The organism is Pandoraea pneumonica, assembly GCF_049918595.1.
GTDB lineage: Bacteria > Pseudomonadota > Gammaproteobacteria > Burkholderiales > Burkholderiaceae > Pandoraea > Pandoraea pneumonica_A.
In genome coordinates this window covers 106778-128925 of record NZ_JBNCRZ010000005.1, presented here as the reverse complement: position 1 = coordinate 128925, position 22148 = coordinate 106778, and the positions used below count along the sequence as shown (strand labels likewise).

Genomic DNA, 22148 nt, shown 5'->3' with positions numbered 1-22148 from the left:
AACGTCCTTGAAATGGCTGGCGATGACATTGGTCGCCATCGTGCTGGCATTCGCGGCGTTCATCACGTGGTTTGACTGGAACTACGCCCGGCCCTGGATCAACCGGGAAGTGAGCACCGCGACCGGCCGGCCGTTCGAGATTCGAGGCGACTTGTCACTGCACTGGCTCGCCCCGAACGCACAGGCCCCAGGGCTGGGGCGCTGGCTGCCGCGGCCTCGCCTGATCGCGAATGATATCGTGTTAGGCAATGTCGCGTGGAGCGACACGCCGAACATGATCTCGCTCGGCCGCCTCACGTTCTCGCTCGAATGGCTGCCGCTGCTCGACAAACGCATCGTCCTGCCCGAAGTCACGCTCTCCGCACCCAAGATTCTCGTCGAAGAGCGGGCCGACGGCCAAAACAACTGGACCTTCACCAAGAGCAACGGCGAGCCCTCGCCGTGGAAGTTTCGTATTGGGCGCCTCATTCTCGAAGACGGCGTGATTCGCGCCAACATCGTGCCGCAACAACTCGACCTGACGGCCAACGTCGCCACGATCGACGGACAAGCGCCGTATGGCATTGGCGTAACCCTCAAAGGCACATTCCGAAAAGCCGCCGTGACCGGCAAGGCGCGCGGGGGCGACGTGCTCTCGCTCGAAGACTCCGGAGACCCCTACCCGCTCGATGCCAGCGTACGCATCGGCCGCACGCAGATTGCCGCGCGCGGCACCTTCACGAACCCCGCGACGCTCTCGGCGCTCGACATGCATCTGCGACTGGCCGGCCCGACGATGGCCGACCTGTACCCGATTACCGGCGTGTTGCTGCCCGAAACACCCTCCTACGAGACCAACGGCCATTTGCTGCATACGGCGGGCGTCTGGCGTTATGAACGCTTTCAGGGCAAGGTCGGCCAGAGCGATCTGTCGGGCACGCTCGTGTTCCGTCAACGCGAGCCGCGCAACATTCTGCAAGGCGCCGTGGTCTCGAATCAGTTACGGCTGGTCGATCTCGGCCCGGTGATTGGCGGTCAGAACCCGTCGGGGGGCAGCGATCTTTCGGGCAAACCGAAAGCGCCGCCATCCGATAAGGTGCTGCCGGTCGACCCGTTCAAGACGGATCGCTGGCGCGCCATCGATGCCGACGTGCAATTCACCGGCCGCAAGATCATCAAGGACAAGAGTCTGCCGATCGACAATCTCGTCACGCACGTGGTGCTCGACGATGGCGTGCTCTCGCTCAAGCCGCTGGAGTTCGGTGTGGCAGGCGGACGCATCACGTCGAATCTGGTGCTCAACGGCCAAGCCGAGCCGATGAAGGTCGACTCGCAAGTGTCGTTGCGGCATTTGAAGATGAAGCAGTTGCTGCCTGACGTCGATCTGATGAAGACAAGCGTGGGCGAAGTCAACGGCGACGCCGCACTCACCGCTACCGGGAATTCCATCGCCGCACTCGCCGGGTCGTCGAACGGCGAGATCAAGACGCTGATCGATCGCGGCTCGGTGAGCAAATTGCTGCTTCAGTACCTTGGCTTGAACGTCGGCAATATCGTGATCACCAAGCTCTTCGGCGACAAGCAGATCGAGATGCGCTGCGCGGCCGCTGACTTTGCCGTGCGCGACGGTGTCATGGACGCACGCACCTTCGTGATCGATACCGACGACACCAGCATCGGCGTAACCGGTCAGGTCGATCTCAAGCGAGAGCATTTCAATCTGACGATCCGCCCCGAGCCGAAACACTTCGGCCTCCTCTCTTTGCGCTCCCCCTTATATGTGAAGGGCACGTTCAAGAAGCCGGACGTGGGCGTGAATGTGCCGACGCTAGTTGCCCGCGCAGGCGGGGCCATCGCGTTAGGCGTGCTCGCCCCGTACACCGCGCTCGTGCCGCTGCTCGAACTCGGCCCGGGCAAGGACAGCCCGTGCGGCGAGCTCCTCGCCAATCTGCAACGGCCGGCCAGCCGGAACCCGGGCGCGGTCAAGGCGGTGCCGGATGCGACCGGCAAGGCTTCGGCCGGTAACGCGCCACGCAACGCTCCCGCCGGCCGCGGCACGGCGCCCACGTTCGGCGCCGATCGCGAGGCACCCTAAGCACTCAAGCGGGCGTCCGCAAATCCCATGCCAGTCTCAGGGATTTGCGGCGCCCGCCATCGCCTCGACGCGGCGGCATCGCCCGATGCCGCCGAGATACTTCACTCCTTAAATATCAAGCACATGGCGCGTAATGCCCGTATCACGGGGCATTCGGCGCGATGACGCGTGTGCGATGCGACAAATCGCCACGTGCGCACATTCGGCGACTCTTCGCTATACTGTGTCGCAACCCCCAACCGCATTTGACCGACAACGATCGTCGTGACCCAGACGCCATCACTCGCGGACCTGCGCAAAAACTACGCCCTCGGCTCGTTGTCCGAAGCCGACGTCGCCGCCAGTCCGCTCGACCAATTCCAACGCTGGTTTGAGCAAGCCCTCGCAGCAGAGCTGCCCGAGCCCAATGCGATGACGCTCGCCACGGTCACGCCGGACGGCCGCCCCGACGCACGCATCGTGCTGATCAAAGGCGCCGACGAACGCGGCTTCACCTTCTTCACGAATTACGAATCGCGCAAAGGCCAAGAACTGGCCGCGACGCCGTACGGCTGTCTGCTGTTTCACTGGATCGAACTCGAGCGTCAGGTGCGCATCGAGGGACGCGTCGAGAAGGTGAGCGAAGCCGAAAGCGACGCGTACTATCACTCGCGTCCCGTCGGTTCACGGCTGGGGGCATGGGCCTCGGTGCAAAGCGCCGAAGTGGCCGATCGCAGCATCATCGAGCAGCGTGAAGCGGATTTCCGGCGCCAGTTCGGCGACGCGCCGCCGCGCCCGCCGCACTGGGGCGGCTACCGCCTCAACCCCGAGAGCATCGAATTCTGGCAGGGCCGCGTGTCGCGCCTGCATGATCGCATCAAGTATTTCCGGCTTGCCGATGGGTCGTGGCGCGTGGCGCGCCTCTCACCCTGACCCACGCATCGGCTTGGCCGACGCGGTACGCCTGCCCGCCCGTTTGACGAGGAGACGTCGCCGCGCCGTGCGGTACGGACTTAAAGTTTTTTTGGTGACACTTGGAGCACATCCATGTTGTGGGAGAAAAAACTCGAAAGCTGGGTCAGCGGCGTCAAGACTTCCTCCAACCTGCCGATCCGCCTCGCGCTCTGGAACGGGCAGCACTATGATTTCGGTGCTTTCGACAACCCTAGTGTGACGTTGCGCGTGAATGGCCCCGCGGCCATGACGCGCTTGCTCACCCCCAGCCTCGACAATCTTGGCGAGGCGTATGTGAAGGGCGAAATCGACGTCGAAGGCAAGCTCGCCGACGTCATCGACATGAGCTACGCGCTCGCCGGCAGCAGTCTCACGGCGATCGGGCCACTCGGTCGAATCACGCGCCACTTCAATCACACAAAGCAGTCGGACAAGCGCTCGATCGAATATCACTACGACGTATCGAACGAGTTCTACCAGCTCTGGCTGGACAAGAACATGGTCTATTCGTGTGCCTACTTCGAGAACGGCGACGAAGACCTCGATACGGCGCAGGAAAAGAAGATCGATCACATCCTCACAAAGATTCAGTTGCAGCCCGGGCAGACGTTGCTCGATATCGGCTGCGGGTGGGGAGCGCTCGTGATTCGCGCCGCAAAGAAGTTCGGCGCGAAGTGCATCGGCGTCACGCTCTCGCAGAATCAGTACGATCTGGCGACGCAGCGTGTGAAGCAGGCGGGCCTCGAAGACCAGATCGAGATTCGCATTCAGGATTACCGCGACGTCGAAGGCCAGTTCGATCGCATCACCAGCGTGGGGATGTTCGAACACGTGGGCCGCAAGAACCTCAAGGATTACTTCGCGAAGATGGCCTCGCTGCTCAAGGACGACGGCATCGCGATGAATCACGGCATCACGTCGACCGACCCGGACAGTGGTGAAACCGCCATGGGCGGCGGCGAATTCATCGACAAGTACGTGTTCCCGAACGGCGAGCTGCCGCACATCAGCCTGGCGCTGGAGTCCATGCAGCGCGGCGGACTCGAAGCGAGCGACGTCGAGAGTCTGCGCCGTCACTATGCACGCACGCTCTCGCTGTGGTCGGAACGCTTCGAGGCACATGCGCCGCGTCTGCGCGAACTCGCGGGCGAAGAGCGTTTCCGCGTGTGGCGTGTGTATCTCGCGGGCTGTGCGTACGCGTTCGAGCACGATCACGTGTCGATCTATCAGGTGGTGTGCCGCAAAGCGGGGCAACCGGCGAAGGGATTGCCGTGGTCGCGTAACTATATGTACGAGGGCGCGGCGCGGTAATGCGTCACCCCTGTCACGTGTTTTAATGGCGTCTTCCGACGCCATCTCAATGCACTCATGAGTCAGTTCGATCTGTTTGGGGCTCCGCCTGACGACGCTGCGCCAGGCGGGCGCACCCGTCAGGTCGACGGCAAGCCCCCACTTGCCGCAGGTGGCGCCCCTGCCGCCGACGCCACCGATAGCACCGGCCGCCGCGCGGGCAACGCCCGTCGTGGCGGTGTCGGTGCGGCGGGCATCTCCCCTTCTCTCCAGACACTGGGCAACACCCTGCCGGGCAGTATTCGGCTGGGGACGTCGTCGTGGTCGTTTCCCGGATGGAAGGGCATCGTCTGGGACGACGACTACAGCGACACCAAACTCTCGCGCCAAGGGCTCACCGCATACGCCAGCCATCCGGTACTGCGCTGCGTCGGCATCGACCGGTCGTTCTATAAGCCAATGACGATCGTCGAGTATCAGAAGTACGCCGAGCAGGTGCCCGAGCACTTCCGGTTTCTGGTGAAAGCCCCGAGTGTGGTGACCGACGCGGTCGTGCGTGGCGAGAAAGGCGAAGGGCTCTCGTCGAACCCCTGCTTTCTCGATGCGCGCATCGCCGAGGAGCAGTTTGTCACCCCATGTCTGACGGGGCTGGGTGCGAAGGCCGGTGTGCTGGTATTTCAAATGTCGCCGCTGCCCGCCGACCTGCTGCGCGACATTCCGGCACTGGTGCAGCGTATCGAAGCGTTCTTTGCGGCATTGCCGCCGCTCCCCTCGTTCCCTGCGAAGTCGGACACGGGAAATTCAGCCGACGATGGCCGTGTGATCCCCGGTCCCTGCTACGCACTGGAGATTCGTGACGGCGCGTTGCTCACGCCTCGACTCATGCGCGCGTTAGGTCAGTTGGGGGTGCGCTACTGCATCGGCCTGCACGCCCGAATGCCACATGTCGAGCGTCAGGCGGCGGCCCTTGCGATGCTCGATGAGGCAGGTGCCGGACCGCTAGTCGTGCGTTGGAATCTGAATAGCGGCCATCGTTACGAGCAAGCCAAGGCGAAGTACGCACCGTTCGACAAGATCGTCGATCCTGACCCCACGACACGCGACGTGCTCGCGGCACTGGCCACGCACTACGCCCTCGCCGGTCATCCGGTCTACGTGATCGTCAACAACAAGGCGGAAGGCTCGTCGCCGCTGTCGTGTCTGGCGTTGGCCGAGAGAATTACCGAGTTGTCGATGCCTTACGCACAAACGCCAAGGGCCTGACCCAGCACATTGGCTGGCGTCAGGCCCTCGTCAGACCACCGATTGAAGCTTACGCGCCCGGCTTCTTACGCAACCAGATGCGGGATGGCCACGTCCGGATTCACGTCGGCTTCGTAGTCCACGCCGTCGATCTCGAAACCGAACAGGCGCAGGAATTCCTGCTTGTAGCCCGCGAAGTCCGTCAGTTCGTACAGATTGTCGTTGGTCACCTTGTCCCACAGCGCCATGACTTCCAACTGCACTTCCGGCGACAGTTCCTTCTGATCCGTACGCACGCGGCCGTCTTCATCGAGCAACGGCGAGGTGCTATACAGGCTGTCCTTATACAGGCCGTAGATCTGTTCGATACAGCCTTCGTGCGTGCCCTTCGCCTTCATCACCTTGAACAGCAGCGACAGGTACAGCGGCATCATCGGGATGGCCGAGCTAGCTTGCGTCACCAGTGCTTTGAGCACGGCCACGCGGGCGTCGCCACCGTTGGCGGCGAGCTTGGCGCGAATGTTCAGCACCTTGTCGTCGAGATCCTTCTTGGCGGCACCGATCGAGCCGTTCCAGTAGATGTCGTGCGTAATCTTTTCGCCGAGGTACGTGAACGCCGTCGTCTTGGCACCCGGGGCGAGCACACCGGCTTCGGCCAGCGCGTCGATCCACAGTTGCCAGTCTTCGCCGCCCATGACGGCCACGGTGTTGTCGATTTCTTCCTGCGTTGCCGGTTCGAGCACCGACTCCTTGACCACTTCCTTATCGGTGTCGATACCGCGCAGCGTCACCGATTGCCCGATCGGCTTGAGCACCGAGTTGAACACCTGCCCGGTTTCCGGGTGGATGCGGCGCGGTGCGGCCAGGCTGTAGACGACCAGATCGACCTGTCCGAGATCGTTCTTGATCGTCTCGATGGTCTTGGCCTTGATGTCCTTGGAGAACGCATCGCCGTTGATGCTCTTCGCGTACAGCCCCTTTTCGGTGGCGAACTTGTCGAAGGCGGCGGTGTTGTACCAGCCCGGCGTTGCCGGCTTCGTTTCGGAACCCGCACGCTCGAAGAACACGCCGAGCGTTGCGGCGTCGCAGCCGAAGGCGGCCGTAATGCGCGCGGCCAGGCCGTAACCCGTCGATGCGCCGAGCACCAGCACCTTTTTCGGGCCGTTGGCGATCGGGCCTTGGGCCTTCACGTACTCGATCTGTTGCTTGACGTTGGCTTCGCAGCCGACGGGATGAGTGGTGACGCAGATGAAGCCGCGCACGCGTGGCTTGATGATCATGGAAACCTCGTTCACAAAATTCGGTAATGCCGTAGGGCCGGTCGAAAACACGACTCACCCGGCGAACACCGCGCATTGTAAACGAGGTCGGCACGTCCCCGGTGTTTTGGCCGCCATTTCGCTCGGGGACGCTTTGGTTTTCAGTCCGTGACTGGGGTGCTCTCGGACGAATCCGGAGGTTTACCGCCTTATTCGGGGGCGACGACCACCGAGCGGTCGAGCCGCTTCGGAAACTGAATCTGACGGATACGGCGCACCAGCAGCGCGGCGACGATGGCCGCCACACCGGTAAGCAGCACGCCAGCGTGCACAGCACTGACCAGCGTCTGGCGGGCGGTTTCGACCAGCGGCATGCCGTCGATGCCCATGGCGCGAAGATCGGTCAGCAAATCGCCGCGTAGTGCCGGGTCGATCAGAATGCGCGGATCGAGCGCACGGGCCACCGCGTGCGACGCCGGGGTGCCATCGAAAGCACTCACGGCACCGGCGACACCACTCGAATACCAATGATTCACGAGCGTGCCGACGATAGTCGTGCCGAGCATGCCGCCGACCATCCGCGTCGACTGGAGCAGCGCGGTGGTAATGCCAAAGCGCTCGCGACCGGCAATCTCCTGACCGAACACGTTCATGTTGTTCAGGATGAACCCGATACCGATGCCCGCAAACGCCATCATCAATGCCAGCACGGCGTGCGACGTTTCACGGTGAGCCAGCCCCACGCCAGCCGAGGCAACGGCCAACAGGCAGAAGCCGAGGATCAGCATATTGGTCGGGCGCGACAGGCGCACCACGATCGGCGTGTTGATAAAGCTGCCCAGCGCGATACAGGCCGCGATTGGCGTAGCGATCAGCCCTGCGGTTTGCGGGCTTAGACCGAAGCCGCCTTGCAGGAGCAACGGCGCGAAGAAGATCAACGAATACATCACGAAGCCGATCAACACCGACAGCGTGAAGAGCACCACCAGTTGCGGGTGCCGGAACATATCGAGCGGCACGATCGGATGCGTGGCGCGACGTTCGGTACGCAGCAGCACCCAAAAGCCGACGGCCACTGCCGCGATCAGCAGCACGTTAGTGAGCGACGCCCCGTGTGCCGGGACGTTCTCGATGAACACCTGAAAACCGCCCAGCACAATTGCGATCAAGAGCGCGCCGCGCCAGTCCACGCGCACGTCGCCCTTATGGGCAGGCGGGAATTTCGGCAGGTAGCGCCAGACGAAATACAGCGCGGCGAGGCCGACCGGCAGGTTGATGAAGAACGTCGAGCGCCAGCCGAAGTGCTCGGAGAGCAAGCCGCCCAGCGACGGGCCAGCCGCTGTGCCGATGCCGTAGGCCGTGGTGATCACCACCTGCCAGCGTACGCGCGAGCGGGCGTCGGGAAAGAGATCGGGGACCGAGGCGAACGCCGTGCCGACCATCATGCCCCCGCCGAGCCCTTGCAGCGCTCGCGCGAAGATGAGGAACGGCATGTTGGGGGCCAGTCCGCATAGCACGGAGGCCGCAGTGAACGTCACCACCGAGGCGATCACGAACTGGCGGCGGCCGAAGTAATCGCCGAGTCGCCCGAAAACCGGCACGGTCACGACGGACGCGAGCAGATAAATGCTGGCGATCCAGGCGTAATACTCGAAACCCTTGAGTTCGGCGACGATGGACGGGAGGGCAGTACTGACAACGGTCTGGTCGAGAGCGACCAGCATGTTGACGAGCGCGATGCCAATCATGGCCATCAACGCATCGCGAAAAGGCAGGGGGCGCACGGCTAACTACCTGAAGACTTCATGGAGGGGGAAGCGCCATTCTATGCGAAAAATAATGAAGATATGAACGTTTAATGCTGGCGCGGGTTTTCGGCCGAAACCCGCTGGAGATTGGCGGATTTATTGAACGCGGTATTGTCCTAGAGGGTTTTCGGAAGTCCCTTGTACCGCCGACTGGCCCATCCGGGCATCATCGATCCATCCCGATGGTCAGGGCATGACACCCCGCCCGCGAAGCAAATTCGGCAAAGGCGCGCCCATTCGCGACAACCGCCGCTTGTCACATGCCCCACCATCGCCCGGCGCCTTGCAGGCGCCATCGTCATTCCCAAGGAATTCCCAAGGAGATATGCCCATGACGGATCGGCCCTTTCGTGAAGACTATCAACGCTGGCTGAAAGCGCGCACGCCTCAGGCTGGACAAGCACCTCAGGCGCAGCAAGCGTGCGGTGCGAGCGCCGGCCCCACAGCCACCGTGCCGGAGCCGCCCGCGGCCCTGCCGTTCGGCGGCTATGTCGTCTGGTTTCACGAGAGCGATACGTATCTCGATATCCGATTCGATCACCACCGCTTCGAAATCGTGACGCAGCAAGTGCCCGACCCGAGAGAAGCGTTCGTCTTCGAGAGCTTCGACGCCGCCTACGGCCATGCGCTCGATGTCGGCGAGCATTGCCTGATCCTCTTCGCCGAAGCCGAAGGAATGCCGGTGAACGTCTTGGGGTGAGCGGTGACGCATTCGCTCACCCCCGCCTTTATCTCAAACGCTCAGGAGATCGAATTTTCATGCCGAATGTTGCACTCGTTAGCGCATCACCCTGCTTGCCGGCGCCCGCGCCCGCCCCGGCGCTCCCCGCCTACCTCCTTGCCCACCCGCTGCCCACCGCTGACGCGCCACGAGTGGCCGACGATCTACAGTCCATATTCAATATCGAACGCCACAACGACGGACCCGCCATGGGCGAGCCAACGCTGTCCGCGCTCGCCGTGGAACACTTCCGGCACGGCACCGTCGAGTGCACACCAGTGCCCGTGGCGCGTTTCGTTCGAAATGCCGTGATGGATTTGCTGACGCCTCGCGAGGGTTGCCCAAACGCCTGCTTTTCGAGCAACGCGAAGCTACGTGAGACGCTGGCCGAGATTCTGGCGCTCCATCCGCAAGGCAACGACACGACGGTGGCGCGTGTCGTCGGAGAACTCGGACTGCCGTCGCTGTTGCAAGATAACCCCGCTTACGCCCCGGGGACGCTCGCCGCACTGCATTACGATGTGGGGGCTCATGCGCTGGCGAGCGGCATTGGTTCGGTGCCGAGCGGCACGCCTAGTGAGGCCGAAGTCCTGTATTTCGGTGAGAGCGAACTAATGTTCCTCGATAACGGCAATGTGTATCGCCGCGACGTCGCAAGCACCCATGCGGCCATCCTGGACTTTCACTATGGTGTCGCAGGCCTCCCGGGACACGGCACGCGCGAGCTCGGTACCCCCGAAATCTCCCCTGCGATGATGCATCTCGCCGACTTCACCGATCATCTGACGCGTTGTCAGCAACGCCGCGATGCCGAGCCCAGGCTCGTTGCCGAGGCACAACCGGTAACGAGGGCCGGTAGGGGCTGTGCCATTCTTTAACGGTCGAAATAAAAAACGGACTCGTTAGACGAGTCCGTCGTTGTACACGCTTTCGCTCAAGCGGCCGTCACGTGAGCATCAAGCAGCCTTCAAGCGACGCGAAAACTTCTCGCGGAATTTCTTGAGTTTCGGGGCAACCACGTACGCGCAATACCCTTGGTCGGGATGCTGCACGAAGTAGTTCTGGTGATACGCCTCAGCCGGAAAGAACGTTTGCTCGGGTACCACTTGCGTGACGATCGGTGCCGGGTACGTCATCTCTGCCATCAGTTCGGCAATCAGATGTTCGGCGACCTGCTTTTGCTTGTCGTCGTGATAAAAGATCGCCGAACGATATTGCGTGCCGATGTCGTTCCCCTGCCGGTTGACCGTGGTCGGATCGTGAATCGAGAAGAACACGATCAGCAGTTCCTCGAAGCTGACGATGTCCGGATCGTAAGTCAGGCGCACCACTTCGGCGTGGCCGGTCTCGCCCTCGCAAACTTGCTCGTAACTCGGGTTATCGACATGGCCGCCCTCGTAGCCTGAGACGACGCGTTTCACGCCGTCGAGCTGCTGGTAACAAGCCTCAAGACACCAAAAACAACCGCCAGCCAGCGTGGCAGTTTCGGTGTGGGCATCGTTCGGGGAATTCGTCTGCTCTGTCATCGTGACCTCGCTTATCGACTTCGGACGTCGGACTTCGGACGGCGGGCGCGCTGCGAAATCTTGGCAATTTTGCGGCGGCGCACCAAAACACGTACCAAACAAATAGGGCGGGCGATCACTTCTGATCGCCCGCCCTATTGTCGCGCAGAATTTCCGCGATTGGCGCAAATAACCCTGTGCGCCGTCAGTTCTGCAATTGCGTAATCAACGGATGCAACAGACGTGCCCCCACGCGTGCCGTCAGGCCGTCGCGGTCGTACGTCGGGTTGTACTCGGCGATATCCGCCACGCGTAGCTTGCCCGAGCGGCGCACCACGCCAATCAGCGCTTCGACGACTTCGAACGCCACGCCATGCGCTGCCGGTGCCGACACGCCCGGCGCTTTCTCGCCCGGCAACACATCCATATCGATGGTCAGGTACACGTGACTCACGCGCTCAAGCTTCTTCTCGAGCTGTTCGCACATCTCCGGCAGACGGTGCGCAAGCATCGCGTCGTCCATCCAGAAATCGACGCCCAATTCCTTCGCACGTTCGAACAACGCCTCGGTGTTGCTGTAACGGCTCACGCCCAGACAGGCGTAATGGAACGGTGCCTGACGTCCGGCGAGCAACTGCGAGATCTGCCAGAACGGGGTGCCCGAGCTGGCCGTCGGTTGCGCACGCAAGTCGAAGTGCGCATCGAAATTGAGGATCAGGATCGGCTCGTCGCGCAAGCGATCGCCGAAATGCTCCGCCACGCCAAGGAAGGTGCCGTACGCGATCTCGTGACCGCCGCCGAGCACCACCGGGCGAGCGCCCCCCGCGAGTACTTCCGCGACACGGTGGCCCAACGCGGCTTGCGCCGCTTCTAGGCGATCGTCGGCGCAGACGATATTGCCGCCGTCGAACACGGCCGGCGTGCCCTGGACGGGCAGGCTCGCCAATGCGCGACGCAACATGTCCGGACCGGCAACTGCCCCCGGGCGTCCATGATTACGGCGCACGCCTTCGTCACTGCAAAAACCCAGCACGACAGCGCCGCCGGCTACCGCTGCCGCGTCGTAGTCGCGCAGCACCTGATGCAGACGCAGGGTGTGTCCGGCTTCGCCGGTATCTACGCGGCCTTGCCAGACCGTTCGATCGATTGTCATACGTGTACCTGCCTTGCCCTTACCGTGCGATCACTGCTTGCAGAAACTCACGCGTACGCGCTTCACGCGGTGCGGTGAAAATCTGATCGGGCGCGCCCGCTTCGATGATGCGGCCTTGATCCATCACGACCACCACATCGGCCACTTCGCGCGCGAAACCCATTTCGTGCGTCACCACCAACATCGTCATACCGTCGTTGGCGAGCGCCTTCATCACTTGCAGCACTTCGCCCACGAGTTCAGGGTCGAGCGCCGACGTCGGCTCGTCGAAGAGCATGACTTGCGGCTGCATCGCCAGTGCGCGAGCAATCGCGACGCGCTGCTTCTGGCCACCCGAGAGCGTGCCCGGGAACACGTCGGCCTTGGCCGCCAGCCCCACTTTCGCGAGCAGTTCGCGAGCGAGCTTTTCGGCGTCTGCGCCCTTCATGCCGCGCAGCTTCTTCGGTGCGAGCGTCACGTTCTCGAGCACCGTCAGATGCGGGAACAGATTGAACGACTGGAACACCATGCCCACTTCCGTGCGCAGTGCGTTGAGTGCGTTCTCGCCCATCATCTTGCCGTGATCGACGAGCTTCTTGCCCACGATCTCGATGGTGCCCTGCTCGGCCGTTTCCAAACCGTTGCAGCAGCGCAGGAACGTGCTCTTACCCGAGCCGCTCGGCCCGATGACCACGACCACCTGACGCGCATCGACTTCGAAGTCGATGCCCTTGAGCACCTGATGGCTGCCGTAAGCCTTGCCCAGTCCTTCGATCTTGAGGATCGGCGCGCCGATTTCTTTTTTCACTTGGCTCATTGCACGGCACCTCCGGCACGCAGGGACTTCTCGGCGCGCTGCAACAACAGCGTGGTGGTGCCGGTCAGAATCAGATAAACAAACGCAATCGCCAGATACACTTCCAGCGAGCGGTACGACACGCTGATGATCTTCTGGCCTTCGTGCATCACGTCGTGAATGGTGAGCAGCGACACGAGTGCAGAGTTCTTGATCAACGCGATGAATTCGTTACCCAGCGGCGGAATCATGCGCACGATGGCTTGCGGCAGAATCACCGAGCGCATCGCCATGCCGTAGGGCATACCGAGCGAGCGGGCGGCTTCCATCTGGCCACGCTCGATCGACTGAATGGCGCCACGCACGATTTCCGAGACGTAGGCACCGCTATAGATGCCAAGGCCCAGCACACCGCACAGGAACGCCGGCAGCAGAATGTTGAACTGCGGCAGACCGAAGAACAGGATAAAGAGCTGCACCAGCAGCGGCGTGCCACGAATGAACGTGACGTAGATCGTGCAGATGCCGTAGCGGATGCGGTGTGCCGGGTTCAGGCGGCCCATGCCGACTAGCAGACCCAACACGCAGCCCAGTGCCAATGCGCAAATCGTTACCTCGACGGTAACGAGCGCGCCGTGCGCGAGGTCTTGCCAGTTTGCCCACACCGGCGAAAAATCGAGTTCCATGCGTACTCCGTCAGTTGCTCTACTGCTTTATTGCGACTTTCTGGCCGCTGCCGACCTGCGACCGGGCAACGTCTCCCCCGGTCTCAGGTCACTGCGGCTTGCGTACTTTTGCTTCTAGGTGCTGCTTTCGACGTACTTACTTCGACGTACCGAAGTACTTCGTCACCAGCGCGGCGTAAGTGCCGTCGGCGCGAATCTTTTCCAACGCCTGGTTCATTTCGTTGGTCAGTTCGGTATCGCTCTTGCGCACGGCGAAGCCGTAACGTTCGATCGTCAGCGTCTTGTCGAGCACCTTCACGCCCGGACGTGCCTTGGCGTACAGCAGTGCCGCCGGCTTGCCGGTCACGGCGGCGTCAGCACGACCGATTTCCACCAGGTTGAACATTTCCTGGTTCTTCTCGACTTCCACGCGCTGCACCTTCGGGTAGTTTTCCGTCAGGAACTGCACCGACTTCGTACCGACCTGCACCGACACCTTCTTGCCGTTCAGATCGGCCGGTTCCTTGATGGTGTTGTTATCCGCCTTGACCATGATGGCCAGACCGCCGGTGTAGTACGGGTGCGTGAAGTTCACCACCTTCAGACGCTCGTCGGTGATGTAGATGGCCGAGGCGGCGACGTCGACACGCTTCGACTGGAGTGCCGGAATCAGGCCCTTGAAGTCGATGTCGGTCCATTCGACCTTCTTGCCCATCGCCTTGCCGAGCGCCTCGATCATTTCCACGTCGAAGCCGGTGCGCTTACCGTTTTCCACATATTCGAACGGCGGGAAGGTGGCATCGGTGGCGACGCGCAGCACGTCGTCAGCCGCGAAAACCTTGCTCGAACACGTGACGGCCAGCGCCATCGTGAACAGAATGTGACGCAATTTCATCTGGTACTCCTTCGTGTAGTCTCGGTCGGGTAACCGGTTAAAAGTATTGCAATCGGTTCGAAATACGCTCGGCTGCCGCCACGGTCAGGCGGATCAGCTCTTCGTGGCGCTGGGCCACGCGCACGGCCGGCGCCATCAGCGTGATGGTGCCCTCCAGACGCTCTTTCGCGGCAAACACCGGAGCCGACACGCCCCAGACGCCGAAATCCACTTCACTCTCGGACACCGCATAGCGCTGCTTACGAATCTCTTCGACCTGCGCGATCAGACGCTCTTGCGCGACCGGCTGACCCGCCAATTGGCGACCGATCAGGCTTTCGCGGGTGGCTTGCGGCAGGAAGGACAACAGGGCCTTGGCCGATGCACCGTGCACCAGCGGATGGGCGCGGCCTTTGGCGAACGAGCAACGCAGCGACTGCTCGCTTTCGTGCATGTCGAGGCAGACCACCTGTCCGTTGGCGGCAACGAGCAACCCGACGGTCTCGCCGGTGCGTTGTACGAGGGCATCGATTTCTTCACGCGCCTGCGTGACAAGATGCGAGTTGTGGTCGAAACCCCACGCCAGTTGCACGCCGACCGGACCCGGTTCATACAACGCCTCATGGGCGTGTTCCTGCACCAAGCCCCACTTCTTCAGGGGTACGAGGTGGCGGTAAACCGTGGAGAGCGGCAGGCTCGTCTGCGCGGCGATCTCGCGTGCCGCGATCGGTCGTCCGTGACGCGCTACGGTCACGAGGACCTGTAAAACGCGTTCCGAGACCGAATGAGCTTCGGTGGTGTCCATCGTCCTAAAAACCAGAAAAAAGCAAAAGAATCGGCGTGGTTGAACGCCGATGACGACATGGGCGTATCTTGCGATGAGATTCCCAAAGTAAAAAATTGAATTCCCAGCGGATGATAACAAAATGGGCAATTACGCATAGGGACTTTCCCTTATGCAGTGCGCAACACGTGAACACAAAAACGCCGAACCCCTTGATACACAAGGGGTTCGGCGTTTTATTAGACGATTCGAAGGAGTCTTCGGATTATCGACTGTCAGTTGCGATTGGCAGTGCCGCCTGTTTCGATAGCCATGCGGTGAGAATCGGTTTTTGCACTTTCCCAAGTGCGCTTTTCGGCAAGGCATCGACGATCACCACACGACGTGGCAATTTGAAGCGCGCGATGCGGGTGCCGAGAAAATCGAGCACGGCCTGCGCTGTCACTTCCGCCGACGGCACCGCGACGATCGCGGCGACCGGCACCTCGCCCCAACGCTCATCGGCCACCCCGACCACCGACGCTTCGAGCACGCCCGGGCAATCCACTAGCGCATTCTCGATTTCTGCCGGATAGATGTTCTCGCCACCCGAGATGATCATGTCCTTGCTGCGGCCGACCACCTCGAAATAGCCGTCGTCGCGCTGCCGCGCAAGATCGCCGGAGCGGAACCAGCCGTCGACGAATGCCACATGCTGCGGCGCACGCCAGTACTCGCGCATGACGTTCGGCGCGCGTACGAGGATTTCACCCACCTCGCCGGGCGCGACGTCGATGCCCGAAGCATCCGCCAAACGCACGTCGACTGCGGGGCAGGCGCGGCCTACCGTACCGGGGTGTTCTCTCGCCTCACCAAAGCGGAGCGCAATCGACACCGGTCCCGTTTCGGTCGCGCCGTACACCTGACCCAGCGGAATGCCGCGCGAGTGAAACGCCTCGATGGCCGATAGCGGCACCACGGACGAACCCGCCATCACGCCGCGCAGCGACGACAGATCGGTGCCCGCCCATGACGGGTGCAATTGCACCGCACGCATGGTGGCCGGAACCATCAGCGAGAGTGTCGGGCGACGCGAGGCAACATCAGCCAGCCAGGCTGCCGGGTCGAAACGCGGATGCAAGGTGACGCTCGCTCCACATAGCAACGCAGGCAACGTCTGAATGCACAGGCCACCGACGTGGAACATCGGCAGCGTCGAGAGCACGTGATCCTCGGCACGCATGTCGTGCGCCCACCAGCTAGCCTCGGCATTGGCGAGCAATCCGGACTGCGTATGCAACGCGCCCTTCGGTTCGCCTGTCGTGCCCGATGTGTAGGCGAGCAACACGGGCGCATCGGGTTGGACGTCGGGGTACTCGACCGGCTTGATCGACGGCACGGCAATCAGCCCTTCGATGGGCGCGATGGCCGGTGGTGGGAGATCGGTGATGGCGTCTTGTTCAAGCGCGTCGCGAATCTCGCGTGCGGCGTCGCGGTGCGCCGCGTCGAACCAAAGAACGCGCACACCCGCGTGACGCACGATGGCGGCAAGCTCCGGTACGGCCAGTCGGAAGTTCAAGGGCAGGAAAATGGCCCCGGCGCGTGCACACGCGAACAGCAACGCAATCTGCAACTCGTCGTTCAGGCCGAGACACGCGATACGGTCGCCCGGTGCGATGCGCCATGTCTCGCGCAGATGGCCGCCCACACGTTCGATACGTCGCCACAACGCGGCGTAGTCAGTCTCTTCAGCTTGCTGGCCGACGCCGCAACGCAGCGCCAGCCGCTTGGGCGTGGCACGTGCGTGACGGGCGAGGGCTTCTACGAAAGGCGTCAACTTGTCCTCCGCGACAAGAGGGGTTTCAGCGGGCGCGGCTCACTCGTCGCGTTCGCCCGGTTCGTACAACGCCTCGCGGCCGATACGATCGAGACACAGCTCAGCCGTCCACGGCAGCATCAGTGCGCCGCAACGCGAGTCGCGATACATCCGCTCAAGCGGCAGCGTCTTGAGCATCGACTGGCCGCCGCAAGTGCGAATCGCCAGACGGCACATCTCGTTGGCGTTCTCCATGATCGTGTACTGCGCGGCGTATGCCCGCAGACGCGCTTCCTTGCCCGGATCGGCTCGGCCGTCCTGCAAGGCGCGCAGGAACAGCGCCCGCGTTTGTTCGAGCATGATGTGCATCTGCGCCACGGCGATCTGCTTGGTCGGATACATACGGCGCTTGACCGGCGCGCCCATGCCTTCGGCTTCGCCGCGCAGATACTTCACCGTGAAGTCGTACGCCGCCTGCGCGATCCCCATATACGTGGGCGCGAGCGTCATGAACATATGTGGCCAGCGGCTCGCTGCCTGATAGTAGACGCCGCGCGGCATCAATTGCAGTTCGTCCGGCACGAACACGTCTTTGAACAGCAGCGTACGCGAGACGGTGCCGCGCATGCCCAACGGATCCCAATCACCGGTGACTGTCACACCCGGCGCGTCGCCGGGCACGGCGATGTACATCGTGTCCTTCATCGACAGCTCGGGTTTGTCTTCGGTGCAAAGCACGCCGTAGTAATTGGCCGCGCCCGAAAGCGAGGCGAAGATTTTCCGGCCATTGATCATCCAGCCGCCATCGACCTTCGTGGCCGTCGTGCCGAACGGGGCTTTGCCTGCCGCGGCCGCGCTGCCTTCGGAGAACGGCTGCGCATACACCGCGCCGTCTTGCGTCACGCGTGCGAAATGATGTTCACGATAGCGGGCGTGTTCAGCGCGCTGCTCGTCGGTCATGTCGAGATCGTCGGCAAGAATGCCCGTCCACATCATCGAACACGTATGCATGTTGAACGTGAGCGCCGTGGCGCCGCAGTGCCGCCCCAGTTCCGCCGACACCATCATGTAGGTCGCGAAGTCCGCGCCCAAACCGCCATGCGCCTCGGGAATGCAGAGCTTGAGCAGCCCGGCGGCGCGCATGTCGTCGTAGTTCTCGAACGGGAACGTGGCTTCGCGATCCCAGCGTGCGGCACGCGGGGCAAGCGACTCGCGGCCGACCTGTTCGGCCAGCGCCAACAGACGACGTTGCTTGTCGGTGAGCGGATAGTGTTCGCCGACGATCGAAGGGGGCTGATAGGCCACGGTAGTCTCCTGGATCCTAAAGTGTTGCGAGGAAAGCGCGCACTTCGGCGTCGAACGACGTCGCATGCGTCAGATTCATCAGATGGCCCGCGCCGGGCAGGCAGACATAACGCGCAGCGCTAGGGATGGCTTCCGCCATGCGCGCCATGACCTTCGGCGGGGCATTCGTGTCGTGTTCACCGGCGATGAGCAGCACCGGCACCGCGAGCCGTGCAAGCGCTGCGCGTTGCTCGAAGCCGACAAGGGCCTGCAACGCTGCGCGATAGGCGTCGGGGGTTAGAGCCCCCATCGCGTCGACGGCGATGGCGTGAGCTTTCGCCCGCGTCGCATCGTCCGGTTCGCCGAGCATGCCGGGCACGATGGCTTCGGCCATCTCGCGCAACGTCTTACCTGCGTCGAGCGGCGCGGTGCGCTGACGTACGAATTCGCGTTGAAAGTCGCCATCCGGTTTGCCGAACGCAGGCGACGTGCCGCACAACACCAGCGCTGCGACAGCGCGCGTGAACGGTTCACCGCGTGCCATCAGTTCCTGCACCACCATGCCGCCCATGCTGTGGCCAACGAGCACGAAGCGCGAGGCGCCGGATGCGGCTAATGCGTCGAGCAAGGCGCGCAAGCTGTCGGCCAGCGCCGCCATCGTCGGCGCCGCGGGCATGGCGCTCTCGCCGTAGCCGGGCATGTCCCATGCAACGACGCGGTGGCCTTCGCGAGTGAACGTGTCGAACTGCTGCGGCCATACGTTGCGATTGCCGCCGATGCCGTGCAGCAGCACAAGCGTTAGGGGTCCCTCGCCTTCGGATCGGAAGGCAGGCACCAGCGTAGGAATGGATGTCATGCGAATTCGCCTTGCAGCAGGCCGTCGCGCACGACGACGTCGCCGTCGAGCGCAATCGTGCAGCGGCGCAGCGGCAAGTCGAAGTGCCCCAGCGTATGCCGCCCGGCCACTTCGTTCGCCCCAGTCGAATAGAGGAAGTTGCCTGCGAACGCGCGCTGCTCGGTGCCGTTGCAGTCGCGCTTGTCGTAGCAAGCGAGCGCGTCCCAGCGGGCCCGCTGGTTCAGACCGAAGCCGACATGTGACACCGCGTACGCATCGCGATCGCCCCACGCTGCGAAGTACTCGCGCATCAGATCCACATCGACGCCCTCGCCTTCGATCTCGACGACGTAATCGTCTTCCACCGTGAGCGCGATTCGGTCGCGCAGGTATTGTTTGAACGTGAGATTGATGTCGCCCGGTGCCAGCACCAGTTGGCCGTTCACGCTGTGTGCCGCCGGAAACGCTAGCGCCAAGCCACCCGGCCAATGCGCCACTTGTCCCGGTTTTGCGCACCAGCCCCAGACGCCGCCCACACGGGCGTCGCGCAAACTGATTCGCAAATCGGTACCGGCGTGCGAGGTGACGTGCATTTCTGCTGCACTGCGCAAGCGCTTGATCGCAGCACGCACTTTCGGCTCCAACGCCGGGTCGGTCGCGCAACGTTCAAGAATTTCGGGGTGTTCGTTGGAGACCATCAACACGCGCGCGCCGCCGCCCAGAATCTCGGGCAGTTCGGGGGCATGCAAGAGCCCTTCCACGGTGCAATCGACGACCAGTGTCGCCCCCTTGAGGGCCGCCACGACTGGGGCGAGTTGCCCCAGCGCGTCGCTCGCACCAGTGGAGCGCACGGGCACCGGCGCACTCACGCGCGGACTCGGTATGACCAGCCGGAAAGGCCGCGCGCCGAGTGCCTGCACGGCGAGTTCGGCTAATTCCACATTGACAGGCCGGGATTGCGTTTCGGCTACAATCGCCACCACATCACCGGGTTGTATGTCGCAGCGCCGCAAGGTCTCGGCAAATACGTCGATCCACTTATGCTCGATTCGCTCGATCAGCATATCGTCTCCTGAGCGTCTGACCCTCCCGCCCGCCAGGGGCTTTGCCCCGCGGCACGTCGTTGGCCGTCACGCGTCTTGTCGATCTGTTGTTCGTGCCATAGTATATGAATATTCATACAAATCAACCCGATCAAATTAGCCCGACGGGAGTGCAGGGACAGTGAACGCCAAACGCGCCACGGCGCCAGATTTCGACAGTGCTGCTTTTCGCCAGGCGCTCGGGCAATTTGCCACGGGCGTGACGGTCATTACTACACGCGCCGACGACGGCTCGCTCATCGGCATTACCGCCAGTTCGTTCAATTCGGTGTCGCTCACGCCGCCGCTCATCTTGTGGAGCTTGGCCACGCGTGCGGGCAGCATGCCGGTGTTTCGCGAGAATTCGCACTATGCAGTGAATGTGCTGGCCGCCGATCAACTCGATATTTGTCAGCGCTTTGCCACGATGAAGGGCGACCGTTTTGCCGGTGTGCCTTACACGCTGTCGGCGTCGGGCACGCCGGTGCTCGATGGCGCGCTCGCGTGGTTCGAGTGTCATAACCGCAGCCGTTACGACGAGGGCGACCACGTCATCTTCGTCGGGGAAGTGGAGCGCTGCGGTGTGCACGCCGATGTGGCCAATCGTATGCCGCTCGTGTTTCACGCTGGCGGCTTCCACAAGCCGCAATCGCTCGGGTAAGCGCGGCATATGAGCGCCGGGGCACCGTTCGTCGACGACTATCTGGCGTATCTGCTCGCGCGGGCGAGCACGCTGGTGTCCGACGAGTTTCATCGTGAAGTCGCGGCCGCGGGCCTTGGCGTGTCGGAGTGGCGCGTACTTGCCACGCTCTCCGACGGGCGGGCGCGCACCATCAATCAGTTGGCGGACATCGTGCTCGCCAAACAACCGACGGTGACCAAGGTCATCGACCGGCTGGAAGCGGCAGGCGACGTGGTGCGCGGTGAAAGCGCGACCGACCGGCGTCAGTCGCTCGTGACGCTCACCGATGCGGGACGCGCGCTAGTGACGCCGCTGCTCGCGAGCGCGCGACGCCACGAAGCCGGTGTGCTTGCACGCTTCGGCAGCGAACAATCCGCGCAACTCAAAGACACGCTGCGTCGTCTCATCGACGAGATGGCGCGCAACGACGCCGAGTGAGCCCGGCACGTTGAGGTTTCGCCCCGCGTTCCCAACGCCCTGGGCCGATTCCAGATCGCGCACAGCGACGTCCTAAACATCTCAGCGCAAATCGTACGAAATTCGACCTTATTCACATATCGTCGAATTTTATGCCGCCAAATTGGCAAAAATGTTTGTGCGGCCGCAAATCCGGCCACCGCCCCCTGCGAATACGCAAGCACTTGCAACGCGAATTCTTCTAAGATGCCCTGTATCGAATCTTGTATTTGAGCAAGGCCATGACCGCACCCCACAACCGCCCCACCGACGAGCGTCGCGTGTGGGACATCAGCGCCCCACTCTCGACCGACACACCTGTCTGGCCGGGCGACACCGCATTCTCGGAAGAGGCGGTGTGGCAGATCGGTCCCGGGTGCCCGGTCAACGTCGGACGGATCACCCTCTCGCCACACACCGGCGCCCACGCCGATGCCCCGCGTCACTACGACGAGGACGGTGCTTGCATCGGCGAAGTGGCGCTCGAAACGTATCTCGGGCCATGCCGCGTGATTCACTGCCTCGGCGCGTCGCCCGTGGTAACGCCGGAGATGGTTGCCACCCAGTTGAAAGATGTGCCGCCACGCGTCCTGCTGCGGACTTATGAACGCGCCCCGACCTCGCACTGGGACAGCGCGTTCTGCGCTGTCGCCCCCGAGACGATCGATTTGCTGGCATCGCATGGCGTGAAGCTCGTGGGCATCGATACCCCGTCGCTTGATCCGCAGGAAAGCAAGACGATGGATGCGCACCACCGGATTCGCGCCCATCGCATGGCCATCCTCGAAGGGCTGGTACTCGACGCGATTGCGCCCGCCGACTACGAGCTGATCGCGCTGCCGCTCAAGTTCATGCGACTTGACGCAAGCCCAGTGCGTGCGGTGTTGCGCTCGCTTTGAACGCGTCGTCTTACGTCTTTCGCACACAGCGC

Annotated in this window: 21 protein-coding genes; 9 read left to right on the top strand and 12 right to left on the bottom strand. The window is 62.7% G+C overall.

Annotated features, from left to right (window positions below; translation table 11 throughout):
* The first annotated feature begins 7 nt into the window (after positions 1-7).
* From ACPWR9_RS20690 to ACPWR9_RS20675, 4 genes are all read left to right on the top strand, one after another.
* Positions 8-2074, top strand: a complete 2067-nt coding sequence (locus ACPWR9_RS20690; protein ID WP_426335149.1) for an AsmA family protein — start codon at positions 8-10, stop codon at positions 2072-2074.
* A 264-nt stretch (positions 2075-2338) separates the two neighbouring features.
* A complete protein-coding gene (gene pdxH, locus ACPWR9_RS20685; RefSeq protein ID WP_426300157.1) occupies positions 2339-2986 on the top strand; it encodes a pyridoxamine 5'-phosphate oxidase in 648 nt (215 codons plus the stop codon).
* Positions 2987-3100: 114 nt separating this feature from the next.
* On the top strand, positions 3101-4318 hold the full coding sequence (locus tag ACPWR9_RS20680; RefSeq protein ID WP_426300155.1) for a class I SAM-dependent methyltransferase: 1218 nt from the start codon (positions 3101-3103) through the stop codon (positions 4316-4318).
* A gap of 57 nt (positions 4319-4375) precedes the next feature.
* A complete protein-coding gene (locus tag ACPWR9_RS20675) occupies positions 4376-5560 on the top strand; it encodes a DUF72 domain-containing protein (protein WP_426300153.1) in 1185 nt (394 codons plus the stop codon).
* 65 nt (positions 5561-5625) lie between these two features.
* Here the strand turns inward: ACPWR9_RS20675 and fabV are convergent, their stop codons facing one another.
* Together fabV and ACPWR9_RS20665 are read right to left on the bottom strand one after the other, a co-directional pair.
* Positions 5626-6819, bottom strand: a complete 1194-nt coding sequence (fabV, locus tag ACPWR9_RS20670; protein ID WP_426300151.1) for an enoyl-ACP reductase FabV — start codon at positions 6817-6819, stop codon at positions 5626-5628.
* 188 nt (positions 6820-7007) lie between these two features.
* Entirely contained in the window at positions 7008-8546 is a 1539-nt protein-coding gene (locus ACPWR9_RS20665) for an MFS transporter (protein ID WP_426300634.1), read from the bottom strand.
* Between the two features lie 391 nt (positions 8547-8937).
* Here ACPWR9_RS20665 and ACPWR9_RS20660 point away from each other — a divergent pair, with 391 nt between their 5' ends.
* Positions 8938-9306, top strand: a complete 369-nt coding sequence (locus tag ACPWR9_RS20660) for a hypothetical protein (protein ID WP_426300149.1) — start codon at positions 8938-8940, stop codon at positions 9304-9306.
* Between the two features lie 59 nt (positions 9307-9365).
* Positions 9366-10205: a hypothetical protein gene (locus ACPWR9_RS20655; protein WP_426300147.1), complete on the top strand. Its 840-nt coding sequence runs from the start codon at positions 9366-9368 to the stop codon at positions 10203-10205.
* Between the two features lie 78 nt (positions 10206-10283).
* Here the strand turns inward: ACPWR9_RS20655 and msrA are convergent, their stop codons facing one another.
* The 10 genes from msrA to ACPWR9_RS20605 form a co-directional block, all read right to left on the bottom strand.
* Positions 10284-10853: a peptide-methionine (S)-S-oxide reductase MsrA gene (gene msrA / locus ACPWR9_RS20650; RefSeq protein WP_426300145.1), complete on the bottom strand. Its 570-nt coding sequence runs from the start codon at positions 10851-10853 to the stop codon at positions 10284-10286.
* 184 nt (positions 10854-11037) lie between these two features.
* Positions 11038-11985, bottom strand: a complete 948-nt coding sequence (hutG, locus tag ACPWR9_RS20645) for a formimidoylglutamase (protein ID WP_426300143.1) — start codon at positions 11983-11985, stop codon at positions 11038-11040.
* A 19-nt stretch (positions 11986-12004) separates the two neighbouring features.
* Positions 12005-12781 (bottom strand): amino acid ABC transporter ATP-binding protein, encoded by a 777-nt coding sequence (locus ACPWR9_RS20640; protein WP_426300141.1) that lies wholly within the window; start codon positions 12779-12781, stop codon positions 12005-12007.
* Positions 12778-13446 (bottom strand): amino acid ABC transporter permease, encoded by a 669-nt coding sequence (locus ACPWR9_RS20635; protein WP_150681626.1) that lies wholly within the window; start codon positions 13444-13446, stop codon positions 12778-12780. The genes ACPWR9_RS20640 and ACPWR9_RS20635 overlap by 4 nt, the downstream gene beginning before the upstream one ends.
* 136 nt (positions 13447-13582) lie before the next feature.
* Positions 13583-14320, bottom strand: coding sequence for a transporter substrate-binding domain-containing protein (locus ACPWR9_RS20630; protein ID WP_058377681.1), 738 nt, complete (start codon positions 14318-14320; stop codon positions 13583-13585).
* 37 nt (positions 14321-14357) lie between these two features.
* Positions 14358-15104: an IclR family transcriptional regulator gene (locus tag ACPWR9_RS20625; RefSeq protein WP_150681627.1), complete on the bottom strand. Its 747-nt coding sequence runs from the start codon at positions 15102-15104 to the stop codon at positions 14358-14360.
* Between the two features lie 244 nt (positions 15105-15348).
* Positions 15349-16899, bottom strand: coding sequence for a class I adenylate-forming enzyme family protein (locus ACPWR9_RS20620; protein ID WP_426300139.1), 1551 nt, complete (start codon positions 16897-16899; stop codon positions 15349-15351).
* 39 nt (positions 16900-16938) lie between these two features.
* Positions 16939-18183, bottom strand: coding sequence for an acyl-CoA dehydrogenase family protein (locus ACPWR9_RS20615; protein WP_426300137.1), 1245 nt, complete (start codon positions 18181-18183; stop codon positions 16939-16941).
* 16 nt (positions 18184-18199) lie between these two features.
* Entirely contained in the window at positions 18200-19018 is an 819-nt protein-coding gene (locus ACPWR9_RS20610; RefSeq protein WP_426300135.1) for an alpha/beta fold hydrolase, read from the bottom strand.
* Positions 19015-20061 carry a peptidase M29 gene (locus ACPWR9_RS20605; protein WP_426300133.1) on the bottom strand — a complete coding sequence of 349 codons (1047 nt, stop codon included), beginning with the start codon at positions 20059-20061 and terminating at the stop codon, positions 19015-19017. Before ACPWR9_RS20605 ends, ACPWR9_RS20610 begins: the two co-directional genes overlap by 4 nt.
* Before the next feature lie 160 nt (positions 20062-20221).
* On the opposite strand from ACPWR9_RS20605, the gene ACPWR9_RS20600 reads away from it, so the two are divergent.
* From ACPWR9_RS20600 to kynB, 3 genes are all read left to right on the top strand, one after another.
* Positions 20222-20740, top strand: coding sequence for a flavin reductase family protein (locus tag ACPWR9_RS20600; protein ID WP_150681632.1), 519 nt, complete (start codon positions 20222-20224; stop codon positions 20738-20740).
* 9 nt (positions 20741-20749) lie between these two features.
* The gene (locus ACPWR9_RS20595) at positions 20750-21199 is read left to right on the top strand and encodes a MarR family winged helix-turn-helix transcriptional regulator (protein WP_426300131.1); all 450 of its coding nucleotides are present in this window, start codon (positions 20750-20752) and stop codon (positions 21197-21199) included.
* 260 nt (positions 21200-21459) lie between these two features.
* Positions 21460-22116 carry an arylformamidase gene (gene kynB, locus ACPWR9_RS20590; protein ID WP_426300129.1) on the top strand — a complete coding sequence of 219 codons (657 nt, stop codon included), beginning with the start codon at positions 21460-21462 and terminating at the stop codon, positions 22114-22116.
* The last annotated feature ends 32 nt before the right edge of the window (positions 22117-22148 follow it).